This is a genomic window from Buttiauxella cochleicola, from assembly GCF_021282405.1.
Classification (GTDB): Bacteria; Pseudomonadota; Gammaproteobacteria; order Enterobacterales; family Enterobacteriaceae; genus Buttiauxella; species Buttiauxella massiliensis.
The window spans coordinates 1-12,663 of sequence record NZ_JAJSOU010000006.1 but is presented as its reverse complement, the minus strand read 5'-3'; the positions used below and the strand labels follow the sequence as shown (position 1 = coordinate 12,663).

Sequence of the window (12,663 nt, the reverse complement as noted above, 5' to 3'; positions counted from 1 at the left end):
GGGCCTTTGAACGCCCGCCGACACAGGATAATCAACCGATACCCAAGCTACTTCAAGGTGCAGGTAGGCGGCAATCGAATGAATCCCGATGAGCTTACTTGTGTAAGTGATTCGGGTGAATGAGAGCAGCCAACACCCCTGCAACTTGAAGGGCGATGGGTAGATATGCAGTACCGATACAGGAAAGATTCATTTTATGACTGACAACGCTTTGCCAAAAAGCCGCAAGCGCTCCATCTGGATGCCATTACTGGTCCTGATTACACTTGCCGCATGTGCTACCGCTGGTTACAGCTACTGGCGTATGCAGCAGCAACCTGCTGCCGCGCAGGCGAAGGCACCAGAGCCACCACCAGCACCAGTATTTTACGCACTGGATACCTTCACGGTTAACCTCGGTGATGCTGACCGCGTCTTGTATATCGGTGTCACATTGCGCCTGAAAGATGAAGCCACGCGTCAACGTCTGAGTGAATTCCTGCCAGAAGTACGTAGTCGTCTATTGCTGCTGTTTTCCCGCCAGGACAGTGCAGCCCTTGCGACCGATGAAGGTAAACAGAAACTGGTTGAAGCGATAAAGAATACGCTGGCACCACCTCTGGTCGCCGGACAACCTCAACAGGCAGTCAGCGACGTGCTGTATACCGCCTTCATTTTGCGGTAATCCCATGGGCGATAGCATTCTTTCTCAGGCCGAAATTGACGCACTGTTAAATGGCGACAGTGACAACTCTGACGAACCCAAGACCAGTGTCGTTAATGAAACCGACATTCGTCCTTATGACCCCAATACCCAACGTCGTGTGGTGCGCGAGCGCTTACAGGCTCTGGAAATTATTAACGAGCGTTTTGCTCGTCAATTCCGTATGGGGTTATTTAACCTGTTACGTCGTAGCCCGGACATTACCGTCGGGGCTATCCGCATTCAGCCGTACCACGAGTTTGCCCGTAACTTGCCCGTGCCTACCAACCTCAACTTGATGCATCTGAAACCGCTGCGCGGCACAGGTTTGTTCGTGTTCTCCCCAAGCCTTGTGTTTATCGCCGTGGACAACCTGTTTGGCGGCGACGGGCGTTTCCCAACTAAAGTTGAAGGCCGGGAGTTTACCCATACCGAGCAGCGCGTGATTAACCGCATGTTGAAACTGGCGCTGGAATCTTATAGCGATGCGTGGAAAGCCATTTATCCACTGGAAGTGGAATATGTGCGTTCCGAAATGCAGGTGAAATTTACCAACATTACGACGTCGCCAAACGACATCGTGGTGAATACGCCATTCCATGTGGAAATCGGCAACCTGACCGGCGAGTTTAATATCTGCCTGCCGTTTAGCATGATTGAACCTTTGCGCGAGCTGCTGGTAAATCCGCCACTGGAAAACTCCCGTCAGGAAGACCAAAGCTGGCGCGATACCCTGGTACGTCAGGTTCAGCATTCTGAGCTTGAGCTGATTGCCAATTTCGCTGATATCCCGCTACGCCTGTCGCAAATTTTAAAATTGAAACCTGGTGACGTGCTGCCGATTGATAAACCGGACAGGATTCTGGCGCACGTTGACGGTGTTCCGGTACTGACGAGTCAGTACGGTACGCTTAACGGCCAGTACGCTCTGCGCGTCGAACATTTGATCAACCCGATACTGAATTCGCTGAACGAGGAACAGCCCAAATGAGTGATATTAATCAACCGTCCGACGACAATGCAGACTCCGTGGACGATCTGTGGGCTGACGCGTTAAACGAACAGAAAGTTACGACCAACAAAAGCACGGCAGACAGCGTATTCCGTGCGCTTGAAGGCAATGACATAGCGGGCGCGATGCAAGACATCGACCTGATTATGGACATTCCCGTCAAACTGACTGTGGAGCTGGGCCGTACCCGTATGACTATCAAAGAGCTGCTGCGTTTGTCGCAAGGTTCAGTGGTAGCACTGGATGGCTTAGCAGGTGAACCGCTGGATATTTTGATCAACGGTTATCTGATTGCTCAGGGCGAAGTCGTGGTAGTGGCTGACAAATACGGTGTTCGTATCACCGACATTATTACGCCGTCCGAGCGTATGCGTCGTTTGAGCCGCTAACACCATGAAAACCCAGGCAACTGTTCAGTCACAATCCACTGCCAGCACCGGCTCTCCGTTGGTGCAAGTGAGCGGCGCGTTAACGGCGATTATCATTTTTATTTTACTCGCCGCCTGGGTGGCAAAACGTTTTGGCTTTACGCCGAAAACAGGCTCCAGCAAAGAGATGAAAGTCAGCGCCAGTTGTAGCGTTGGCCCGCGTGAACGGGTAGTGATTATCGATGTGCAAGATGCGCGTCTGGTGCTCGGCGTGACTGCCGGGCAAATCACTCATTTGCATACGCTCCCCGCCGCGACGGTGATCGAAACTGTATCGCCAACAGCACCTGCTGATTTCCGCGAATTGATGAAAAACAGTCTGATGAAAAATCTGCTTAAACGTAACGGGAAAGATTGATGAAACGTTGGCTCCCCTTCTCGTTGCTTGGCCTGTTGTTAGTCATGCCAGCCGCTTTTGCCCAGCTACCCGGCCTCATCAGCCAGCCGATGTCTAACGGCGGCCAAAGCTGGACGCTGCCGGTTCAGACGCTGGTATTTATTACTTCGCTGACATTTTTGCCGGCAATTCTACTGATGATGACAAGCTTCACTCGCATCATCATTGTTTTTGGCCTGCTGCGTAGCGCATTGGGCACACCGTCTGCACCGCCCAATCAGGTATTGTTGGGACTTGCGCTGTTTCTGACCTTTTTCATTATGGCCCCGGTATTCGACAAAATTTATACCGACGCTTACCAGCCATTTAGTGAAAACAAAATCCAGATGGACGAAGCCATTGAGCGGGGTTCGAAGCCGCTACGTGAGTTCATGTTGCGCCAAACACGTGAAGCAGATCTGGCACTGTTTGCACGCCTGGCAGATACACCACCGCTGGAAGGTCCTGAAGTGGTTCCGATGCGCATATTGTTGCCGGCATACGTGACCAGCGAGCTGAAAACCGCATTCCAGATTGGCTTTACAGTCTTCATTCCGTTTTTGATTATCGACCTGGTTATCGCAAGCGTACTGATGGCGCTGGGGATGATGATGGTGCCACCGGCAACTATCGCCCTGCCCTTTAAATTAATGCTGTTTGTGTTGGTGGATGGCTGGCAGTTGTTGGTCGGCTCGCTTGCGCAAAGTTTCTACAGTTAGAGGGGAAAAAGATGACTCCTGAGTCGGTCATGATGATGGGCACCGAAGCCATGAAAGTCGCTTTGGCGCTCGCAGCCCCATTATTGATGGTGGCACTGGTCACAGGTCTGGTGATCAGTATGTTGCAGGCCGCGACCCAGATAAACGAAATGACCCTATCGTTTATTCCAAAAATTCTCGCGGTGTTCGTCACTATTATCGTTGCAGGGCCGTGGATGCTTAATCTGCTGCTGGATTATATGCGCACGCTGCTGACGAACATCCCGATGAACATTGGATGATTCACGTTGATAGCGGGCAGTGGCTCACATTATTAAGTATGGGCTTCTGGCCATTTATTCGTATTCTGGCGCTGATTTCCACTGCACCGATTCTCAGTGAACGCGCGATTTCAAAGAAGGTAAAAATTGGCCTCGCGTTGATGATTACCTGGATAGTTGCTCCGACCCTTCCGGCAACTGAGGTCACGATTTTCTCGGCGGCAGGGTTCTGGCTCGCCGCACAGCAAATTCTGATTGGCATTGCGCTTGGCTTTACAATGCAGTTTGCCTTTGCCGCTATTCGTACTGCAGGTGAGATAATCGGCCTGCAGATGGGGCTCTCATTCGCTACCTTCTTTGACCCTGGCAGCCGCCTGAATATGCCAGTCCTCGCCCGTTTTATGGACATGCTGGCCATGTTACTTTTTTTGGTGTTTAACGGCCATTTATGGCTGATATCGATGCTGGTCGACACTTTTCACACCCTGCCAATCGGTGGCAATCCGATTAACAGCAACGCGTTTCTGGCGCTGACTCGAGCAGGCGGCCTGATCTTCCTCAATGGCTTAATGCTGGCCCTCCCACTCATCACTTTGTTACTCACGCTAAACATTGCACTTGGTCTGCTAAACCGTATGTCACCACAGCTGTCTGTGTTTGTTATCGGTTTTCCGCTGACACTTGCTGTGGGCATGTTGGTGATGACGACATTAATTCCCTTAATGGCTCCTTTCGCCGAACACTTATTTAGTGAAGTATTTAATTTACTCTCAGATATTATGAGTGAAATTCCCGCGAATTAATCCCCAGGTTTTGTGGAGTCTTACTGAGGATATTCCTAAAAGCTTTCTTGAATAACATCCACCAGGATATAACTGGCGCGGCTTATATGCTTTTAGGTATCTCACATAATGTAACATTCACTTTACTTTGAGAGCATTCTTAACAAATTATACATAACTTTACTAGATAGTTAGTACGCCTAAAAATACTTAATTACGGGTGGGGGGTGTTATGTCAACGATCATTATGGACTTATGCAGTTATACCCGGTTGGGGTTAACAGGTTATTTAACCAGCCGTGGCATCCGAAAACGACAGATGACCAACGTGGAGACAATTGAGGATTTAGCGCTCGCTTGTGAGTCCCTGACACCCAATGTGGTGTTTATTAATGAGGACTGTTTTATCCATGATGCTCAAAGCAGCGAGCGAATTAAGCAGATCATTAATCAGCATCCCAGTACTTTATTCCTGGTCTTTATGGCAATTGCTAATATTCATTTCGATGAATATCTTTTGGTGCGTAGTAATCTACTGATCAGCTCTAAATCTATAAAGCCAGAGTCACTGGACGAAATACTTTCAGAATATTTAGCAAAAAATGCTCACTGCATCGGGCATATTAATTTACCCACGTTATCATTAAGCCGAACTGAGTCCAGCATGCTTAAAATGTGGATGTCTGGACAAGGCACAATTCAAATATCCGACCAGATGAATATCAAAGCAAAAACGGTTTCGTCACACAAAGGGAATATAAAACGCAAGATAAAGACACATAATAAGCAAGTGATTTATCATGTGGTCCGCCTTACCGATAATGTCACCAACGGTATCTTCGTAAATTTGCGTTAATCCAACCAGGATGGTTTAGGGTGGATTAGCGCAAGCGATATCCACCGCAAATATATTACTCAGAGCGCTCAACAAAAACGCCATCCGGGTGCCCCAGTTCGTTAAAGAACCAGATCCCCAACGGATACTCTTCCAGCGACACGAGGTACATCGTCCCCTCGCTAAATTGCTCGACAGCTAATACCACGCCTGGCCGACGCGGGCCGCCATCGGTTTTGACTGTCACGCGATCGTTGATATTCATAACAAAAATCTCCAAGTTTCTTTGTGCCAGTGTAGATCAAAAACGACTCATTCGCATCGCATGATGCGCAAGGTTATGCATTTTGTTAAGCGTCTATACTTAAACACGGGTATCGCCTGGAGGACGACTGCATGAAGACCGCGAAAGAGCTCAATGAAACCACGCGTATTGATGTCGATGCGCTATTGGCGGCCATCAATGAGATTAGCGAAAGTGAAGTGACACGTGCGAGTGACGATCCGCATCGAGTCAGTATCGATGGGCGCACATGGCACACCTACTCCGAATTAGCGGAAGCCTTTGAACTGGATATACACGATTTTAGTGTTAATGAAGTGAACCGCTGAGCTGAATAAAAGAATCCCGGCAGGAAAGCCGGGATGAACTTGCATAAGCAAGAAGCAATTGAAAAATTCGTTACACCAGGAAATCTGATGTGCATCCACCATACATCAGATTTATTTCAAAACAATGAATGATTCGTTCTATGAATATTCAATTTTTCGCAACGACTTAGCTGAATCGTGCCGCCATTCCTTATTCTTAGCGGTTTCCAGCAATAATACGGATACTCATTAATGATTAGCCTGCGAATTTAATTGAGATTTATCCTACTCAACCAGTCATTTAGCCTTTGGATTTCAGGAGAAGTACCATGCTGCATCTGCACGATCCGCTATTAATCATTTCAGATCTCGATGGCACACTGCTGGAACACCATTCCTACCGTTGGGAGGCCGCTAGTCCCTGGATTAACATTTTGCGCCAAAACGAGATCCCACTGATTTTGTGCAGTGCGAAAAGTGCTGCGGAAATCATTGAGTGGCAAAATGAGTTTTCATTAACCGGACAAGCGTTTATTGCAGAAAACGGGGCGGTTATTCAGCTTGATTCGCGCTGGAGTGACAGCGACGATTATCCTCGTCTGATGACGGGTATTCGCCATGAAGAGCTGTTTTCTGTGTTGGATAAACTGCGCCAGAAATTTGGCTTCAAATTCACCTGCTTTGCCGACGTTGATGAGAATACCCTCTGTGAGTTAACTGGCCTTACACGCAAACAGGCAGCCCTTGCAAAGCTCAGTGAAGCATCTGAAACCTTAATATGGCGCGATAGCGAAGAAATGATGGCCGCATTTAACGACCAGTTGGCAAGTCTGGGTTTAATGATGCTGCAAGGCGGGCGGTTCTGGCATGTATTAGATATGCAGGCCGGCAAGGATAAAGCGCTACACTGGCTTCAGGAACAGTTTCAACAACGCGAAGGGAAAACCCACATCACAATCGGATTGGGGGACAGCCCGAGCGATGCATTACTGCTTGATAGCGTCGATTACGCAGTGGTTGTCAAAGGCTACAGCCGCCAGACAGTGACGCTGCAACGAGACGATCCACAGCGCGTGTATCGCAGTCAGAACTACGGTCCTGAAGGGTGGAAAGAAGGTCTTGATCATTTCATCACCCCTGAGTAACCGGTTTAATCGTGATTACAGACCTGATTACGACCACCCTGCTTCGCTTTATACAGCCGATGGTCAGCGTAAGTTTGTAGGCGTTCGAAATCATAATCATTAAATTCAAACGAACTACTCACACCAAATGAGGCGCTGATCCTTACCGTAGTGCCTTGCTTGATGAGTAATTCCTTAGTGTTAATGCGCACTCGGATGCGTTCAGCCACTTTTGTCGCCTCTTCCAGCGTTGTCTCAGGCAGCACGATACAGAACTCCTCACCGCCGACGCGTCCGGCAATATCTCCCGTACGAAATGCATCACTGAGCATCGCTGCCGCATGGATAAGTACTTTGTCGCCGCAACTATGGCCAAATCTGTCGTTTATGCTTTTGAAGAGATCAAGGTCCATCTGAATAACCGAGAAAGGTAACCCTTGCTGCTCACACTCCTGCGACAATTTACGTGCAATCTCGAAGAAGGCACCGCGATTGTACAAACGAGTTAGCGTGTCATAGTTAGCCCGCCAGGATAGGGTTTGTTGTAAGCTAAACATGTTATTGACCAGGCGGCGAATCACCATCCATGAAGCAAACAGCATAAGCGTAAACAGCGTCCACAGAATGCTCAGAACGATACTGATACGACCAAATTCACCCTGAACCCCTTCTTCCAGGGTATGAACTTTAATCAGCAAACCATCAAAGTTATTCAGCTTCGCCCAGGTGATGAAACGGCTATCCATACGCAATTCGCCCTGATCCCCCTGTTTTGCGGCAGTGACTACATTGGCAATTCGCGCCAATTGGGGGGCGGTAAACAGCTCATGTTGCGGCAAACTCCTGGCCGAAGTCGCAATAGGATTTAATTCGTTATCGTAGAGCAGCACCGTGCCTTCATGGTCGTCATATTTGGCTTGCCGCAAGAAGTTATGGATTGATTCGATAGGATAATCGAGAGCCAGTACGCCATACCAACGCCCGTTAAAATCAAGCGGGACCGAAGCGGTAACAATCTGCCCTGATGTATCGTTGCCATTAAACGTGTGTGTCCACTTCAAAGACCGCTGTGGGTTATTTTGCAGTGACTGTGAGGAAAAATAGGGTCTGGCAATCAAGCGGTAGTAAAGCGAGACGATATTCGGATCGTTGGCGGGCGGCGTATTCGTCAAAAAGAACCCGCTGCGCGAGGCATAGAACATGCGCTGCGGCATTTTCCCGGAACTGTCGGATAAGCGCATGATATAGCTTAATTCCAGCGCTGAACTTAATTCGGAGTGAAGCGTACGCTCATCGCGGTCGAGCAATGGGCTTTTATTTACAAATTCATCAGACACGCCGCTCATCGGCAAACTGCGGCTTAAATCGAGGCGCAATTGCCAAAAAGGCTGGGTACGCAATGTATCAAAATCGGCCAGGGATTTGCGGGTTCTGTCCGTTGAAATCGGGGATTGCAGCGCGTACAGCATCGCATTGCGATAAAACAGCAGATTGTCGATGCTGTGCTGGAGCTGTCGGTCAAGCAAAGTGGCAACGCTATCGAGACTATTGCGCTGGTTGGCGACATAGGCCCCTTCAAGTACCACTGCCTCTCGCCATGTCAGCACTGTAGAGAACAAAAATACGAATATAAAACAAAGGTTAACGACCTTCTGCGGATTTTTGAAGCGGCCGATCACGCGTTGTAATGCATTGCCAAACACTGACACTCTCCCTGAAACCGCAATCATCTATAAACCTGGCAACTCTGCCGGTGCCATGACACCCAGGTCATGGGTCAGTTCTAATATGTAGAGAATACATGACCACTCAGGATTATTACTAAGGGTAAATATATTCATGAGAATTATATTACCCTCAAAACGAATGGTAATCAGGAAATAAAAATGCCCCGTCAATGACAGGGCATTTGAGGCTTATCCTTGCGAGCCGCCTCCTGTTGCCAGTGGGGCCAAATCATCCTCTCGGAAGGCCTCGCGCTTTACACCAAAACCATCATACCAACGACACTCCACCATACCGCTGGAAAACCCGGTAACAATCATCCTTGGGCCACCATTCTTAGGTTGGACTTCATCGCTGACCACAAAGACCATAACTGCCTCCTGTATCAGGGGTGAAAACTTCTACAGTTATAGACAATGACCTGGTGTTTTGCCTGGCAAACCAGGAAAATTTACGCAAAAAATTAGTGAACTGTGCGCCCACGCAGGCGGCTTATGCCATTAACGACTGCCAGCACAATGGCGCCAATGACAAAACCGATAACCAGGTTTGCTACGGTTGGCCCGAGTAAATGAACGGCACCACCGACCTTCTGCGCCCAGTTTTCAATGGCATGATGAAGAACCGGAATACCGTGAACCAGAATGCCGCCGCCGACCAAAAACATAGCCAGAGTTCCGACAACAGAGAGGAATTTCATCAGCCACGGTGCCAACACTAATAACCCTTTGCCGATCCCGCGTGCGATAACCGAGGTTTTCTCAACCAGCCAAAAACCAAGATCGTCGAGCTTAACGATAATCCCCACCAGGCCATACACCCCTACCGTCACGACCAGCGCTATTCCCGATAGCACCAACACCTGGTTGAGCAAAGGCGCTTCGGCGACAATGCCTAACGTAATCGCCACGATTTCAGCAGAGAGAATAAAATCGGTACGAATCGCGCCTTTCACTTTGTCTTTTTCGTAAACCAGCGGGTCTTGCGCGGCAATATCATCTAACCGCTTCTGGCGCTCTTCCGGTGTCTCCTTGTGCTTACGGGCCTGGAGCGTGTGAACGACTTTTTCCACGCCTTCATAACACAGGAAAGCGCCGCCAATCATTAATAATGGCGTGATGGCCCACGGTGCAAAAGCGCTAATAATCAGAGCCAGAGGAACGAGGATCAGCTTATTGATGGCCGACCCCTTCGCAACTTGCCACACCACCGGCAATTCACGGTTTGCCCGGACCCCAGAAACTTGTTGTGCGTTAAGGGAGAGATCGTCTCCCAATACCCCGGCAGTTTTCTTCGCTGCCAGTTTCCCCATCATCGAGATATCGTCCAGCAAAGTGGCGATATCATCCAGCAACGTTAGTAAGCTACTTCCAGCCAAAATGAGCATCCTTTTTTGTTTGTCTACTCAATAGTATGGAACAAAAGTTAGCTGACGAATATCAAACTCATCTGTCAATAAAAATTAACATTCTTTAAACAAGTAAAATCCTCGCCAGAAAGATAGTTTTGACGTTAACTATTAGCTCTATTAGCGTTAGTTACCCTGAATAATTCGAGTTGCAGGAAGGGTAAAGAGAGGAAACATGCGCGTTCGTTCTGGTCAGTTATTGCCGCTGGTTGCTGCACTATTTTCGTTGTACATCATCTGGGGCTCCACCTATTTTGCTATCGCCGTAGGCGTGAAAAGCTGGCCGCCATTTATGATGGCTGGCGTGCGATTTATGGTTGCTGGTGTGTTGTTGATGAGCGTTTTATTACTGCGGGGCCATAAGTTACCCGCCATGCGCCCAATGCTTAATGCCGCGTTAATTGGCGTGTTATTGCTGGCTGTTGGCAATGGTTTTGTGACTGTCGCAGAACATCAGCATGTTCCATCGGGTATTGCCGCAGTTATGGTCGCAACGGTTCCGCTATTTACCTTGTGCTTTAGCCGACTGTTCGGCATTCAAACGCGCAAACTGGAGTGGCTAGGCATCGCCATTGGCCTTGCTGGCATCGTGTTACTTAATAGCGGTGGAAACCTGAGTGGTAATCCCTGGGGCGCGTTGTTAATTCTGATTGGTTCCTTGAGCTGGGCGTTTGGTTCGGTTTACGGGTCGCGTATTGAATTGCCAACCGGCTTGATGGCCGGTGCAGTAGAAATGCTTGCGGCAGGCATTGTCCTTCTGGTCGCATCGGCGTTAACAGGCGAACGCCTGACTGCAATGCCTACACCAGCAGGCTTTATAGCGGTGGCTTATCTCTCACTATTTGGTTCTATTATTGCGATCAGCGCTTATATGTACTTGATTCGTAATGTGGCACCTGCGGTAGCGACCAGTTATGCCTACGTCAATCCAGTAGTGGCGGTGCTTTTAGGTACGGGTTTTGCCGGAGAAAGCTTGTCACCAATAGAATGGCTGGCACTCGGCGTGATTATCTTTGCAGTTGTACTGGTTACGCTTGGGAAATACCTCTTGCCCCCAAAGGCGGTGATCACCCCGTGTGAAGTAGAGAAGTAATCAACTCGTGGGTGGCATTTGCCACCCACTATCTGCGATGGTGTGTATGCCCTGCCCATCAATTTGGGCAAAATTATTCCCACTACAGACCCACTCTTCAAGCCGTTCACAAAGCGCGCTATCACTGAGTTTTTCTCGCCCACGTAATGAGCATTCCCAGACTAAAAGCACCCGCCAACCTTCGTTCAATAAAAGCTGTATATCTCGCTTATCGCGCTGCACATTTTTACCTATCTTCTCAAGCCAGAAATCGGTGCGGGTTGCCGGAACCTTGAACAGATAACAGTCGTGGTGATGCCAGAAACAGCCATGAGCAAAAATAACGCAGCGATACTCATCAATAACAAAATCCGGACGACCCGCAAGCGAGGCATCCTGTACGCGAAACGCAAAGCCAGATTCGCTCAATAAACCAGACAACCGTTTTTCAATAGCAGTGTCGCGCGTTGCAATGGCGCGCATGTTTTTGCTGCGAATCGCCTTACTATGCACATCAACCATTAGCGGCTCTCTTACTCGTTATTAATATACTCAGTCCAATATTAGCAACAACCACATAACATATGTTATAAAAAATAATGGCTCCGCTGCGAATAATTAAAAATAATTTAATAGTGAAATTATTTCCGCTGCCAAAAATGAATATCGATAAATTTAATTATGTATACTTTTGGACATTCCACGACAGTAACTATTCTTCTAACATCATGTATCAACTAAAAATACATCAATTCCTGCTCATCATTTAGCCATTTTTGAAATAATTTCAACTTTGATCTGTAGAATTAAAATGGCAATCTATATTCCGCAGCACCCATTATGAAGAAGAAAAACTTAAGTTGTTAACATCAGTAGCATTATTTTGTTGGCATGTAAAAGCTCTTCATTATATCAAATATTCTATTTAACTTTTTTATGCCCGGACTGGGCTTGTTTAAGACGATAACATGAAGCTATACAAAGCATTATTCATCCCAACTTTGTTGTTGAGTGGCGTATTCAGCACATGGGCAGGAGAAGCAGAAAATAATATTACTCAGGATTATATGGTTCACTGGAATGAAGCCATGGATGGACAGACCAACCCCATTTCACAGGCCGCAATTCTCGATGCTGATATTGTGAAGAGTTGCAAAACTGTAGCGCCGAAGACTTATCGCAGTGCAATGGTCAATTTATGGCAACATAAAACCGGCACAAAAATGACAGAGACGGCATTTCTGTCCGAAGATTTACAGCTATTTGACCGCCTGGCGACAATATCCTGTATTGAAGGTGCGAGCTATGAGCACAAAGGAAATGGCGAATTGTTAGTCAAAACGCTAAGTGCACAGCTTCTGGATATGGATGTTAAAGATGGCAATGATGCTTTTGAGCAAATAAAAACAATGGAATTCCAGACTGGCATCGTGACCGCCAGATATGGGGTCAGCCTTGAGAAAAAGAGATCGACTAATATTAACTAATCGTTGCTCCTTTAAAAGATATTGATGCCCGACACAGAGACTGTAATTAAAATTGTGTATCTGCCTGTTTTTGATATGTTCACTCCAACAACGGAGACAGGCAAATTATGGACGAAAAGAAACTTAAAGCCCTTGCGGCTGAACTGGCTAAAGGTCTTAAAA

General features: G+C 47.8%; 17 protein-coding genes. 12 read left to right on the top strand and 5 right to left on the bottom strand.

Annotated elements, in window-relative coordinates; genetic code table 11:
- Positions 1-196 precede the first annotated feature (196 nt).
- The 8 genes from fliL to rcsA all read left to right on the top strand — a co-directional run bounded on the left by fliL (position 197) and on the right by rcsA (position 5,115).
- The gene (fliL, locus tag LVQ79_RS09425) at positions 197-664 is read left to right on the top strand and encodes a flagellar basal body-associated protein FliL (RefSeq protein WP_151994299.1); all 468 of its coding nucleotides are present in this window, start codon (positions 197-199) and stop codon (positions 662-664) included.
- A gap of 4 nt (positions 665-668) precedes the next feature.
- The gene (gene fliM / locus LVQ79_RS09420; RefSeq protein ID WP_034458217.1) at positions 669-1,673 is read left to right on the top strand and encodes a flagellar motor switch protein FliM; all 1,005 of its coding nucleotides are present in this window, start codon (positions 669-671) and stop codon (positions 1,671-1,673) included.
- On the top strand, positions 1,670-2,083 hold the full coding sequence (gene fliN / locus LVQ79_RS09415) for a flagellar motor switch protein FliN (protein WP_134186496.1): 414 nt from the start codon (positions 1,670-1,672) through the stop codon (positions 2,081-2,083). Before fliM ends, fliN begins: the two co-directional genes overlap by 4 nt.
- A 4-nt stretch (positions 2,084-2,087) precedes the next feature.
- The gene (fliO, locus tag LVQ79_RS09410; protein WP_232864725.1) at positions 2,088-2,480 is read left to right on the top strand and encodes a flagellar biosynthetic protein FliO; all 393 of its coding nucleotides are present in this window, start codon (positions 2,088-2,090) and stop codon (positions 2,478-2,480) included.
- On the top strand, positions 2,480-3,217 hold the full coding sequence (fliP, locus tag LVQ79_RS09405; RefSeq protein WP_151994301.1) for a flagellar type III secretion system pore protein FliP: 738 nt from the start codon (positions 2,480-2,482) through the stop codon (positions 3,215-3,217). Before fliO ends, fliP begins: the two co-directional genes overlap by 1 nt.
- An 11-nt stretch (positions 3,218-3,228) precedes the next feature.
- Complete coding sequence (gene fliQ, locus LVQ79_RS09400) at positions 3,229-3,498, top strand: flagellar biosynthesis protein FliQ (protein ID WP_034458225.1); 270 nt, start codon at positions 3,229-3,231, stop codon at positions 3,496-3,498.
- Positions 3,495-4,280 carry a flagellar biosynthetic protein FliR gene (fliR, locus tag LVQ79_RS09395; protein ID WP_232864724.1) on the top strand — a complete coding sequence of 262 codons (786 nt, stop codon included), beginning with the start codon at positions 3,495-3,497 and terminating at the stop codon, positions 4,278-4,280. The genes fliQ and fliR overlap by 4 nt, the downstream gene beginning before the upstream one ends.
- A 211-nt stretch (positions 4,281-4,491) precedes the next feature.
- Positions 4,492-5,115, top strand: coding sequence for a transcriptional regulator RcsA (gene rcsA, locus LVQ79_RS09390; protein ID WP_151994303.1), 624 nt, complete (start codon positions 4,492-4,494; stop codon positions 5,113-5,115).
- 55 nt (positions 5,116-5,170) lie between these two features.
- Here rcsA and dsrB read toward each other — a convergent pair whose 3' ends face one another.
- Positions 5,171-5,359: a protein DsrB gene (dsrB, locus tag LVQ79_RS09385; protein WP_064512068.1), complete on the bottom strand. Its 189-nt coding sequence runs from the start codon at positions 5,357-5,359 to the stop codon at positions 5,171-5,173.
- A gap of 131 nt (positions 5,360-5,490) precedes the next feature.
- Between dsrB and yodD the strand changes: the two genes are divergently transcribed.
- Together yodD and LVQ79_RS09375 are read left to right on the top strand one after the other, a co-directional pair.
- Positions 5,491-5,706, top strand: a complete 216-nt coding sequence (gene yodD / locus LVQ79_RS09380; protein WP_064512069.1) for a YodD family peroxide/acid resistance protein — start codon at positions 5,491-5,493, stop codon at positions 5,704-5,706.
- 308 nt (positions 5,707-6,014) lie between these two features.
- Entirely contained in the window at positions 6,015-6,830 is an 816-nt protein-coding gene (locus tag LVQ79_RS09375) for a mannosyl-3-phosphoglycerate phosphatase-related protein (protein WP_232864723.1), read from the top strand.
- A 5-nt stretch (positions 6,831-6,835) separates the two neighbouring features.
- Here LVQ79_RS09375 and dgcQ read toward each other — a convergent pair whose 3' ends face one another.
- The 3 genes from dgcQ to LVQ79_RS09360 all read right to left on the bottom strand — a co-directional run bounded on the left by dgcQ (position 6,836) and on the right by LVQ79_RS09360 (position 9,912).
- Positions 6,836-8,539, bottom strand: a complete 1,704-nt coding sequence (gene dgcQ, locus LVQ79_RS09370) for a cellulose biosynthesis regulator diguanylate cyclase DgcQ (RefSeq protein ID WP_232864722.1) — start codon at positions 8,537-8,539, stop codon at positions 6,836-6,838.
- A gap of 186 nt (positions 8,540-8,725) precedes the next feature.
- The gene (locus LVQ79_RS09365; protein ID WP_064512072.1) at positions 8,726-8,905 is read right to left on the bottom strand and encodes a YodC family protein; all 180 of its coding nucleotides are present in this window, start codon (positions 8,903-8,905) and stop codon (positions 8,726-8,728) included.
- A gap of 92 nt (positions 8,906-8,997) precedes the next feature.
- The gene (locus LVQ79_RS09360) at positions 8,998-9,912 is read right to left on the bottom strand and encodes a DUF808 domain-containing protein (RefSeq protein ID WP_232864721.1); all 915 of its coding nucleotides are present in this window, start codon (positions 9,910-9,912) and stop codon (positions 8,998-9,000) included.
- A gap of 205 nt (positions 9,913-10,117) precedes the next feature.
- On the opposite strand from LVQ79_RS09360, the gene yedA reads away from it, so the two are divergent.
- Positions 10,118-11,035 (top strand): drug/metabolite exporter YedA, encoded by a 918-nt coding sequence (gene yedA, locus LVQ79_RS09355; RefSeq protein ID WP_232864720.1) that lies wholly within the window; start codon positions 10,118-10,120, stop codon positions 11,033-11,035.
- Here the strand turns inward: yedA and LVQ79_RS09350 are convergent, their stop codons facing one another.
- Entirely contained in the window at positions 11,036-11,536 is a 501-nt protein-coding gene (locus tag LVQ79_RS09350; protein WP_232864719.1) for a very short patch repair endonuclease, read from the bottom strand.
- 446 nt (positions 11,537-11,982) lie between these two features.
- Between LVQ79_RS09350 and LVQ79_RS09345 the strand changes: the two genes are divergently transcribed.
- Positions 11,983-12,501 carry a hypothetical protein gene (locus LVQ79_RS09345; RefSeq protein WP_232864718.1) on the top strand — a complete coding sequence of 173 codons (519 nt, stop codon included), beginning with the start codon at positions 11,983-11,985 and terminating at the stop codon, positions 12,499-12,501.
- Positions 12,502-12,663: the final 162 nt, after the last annotated feature.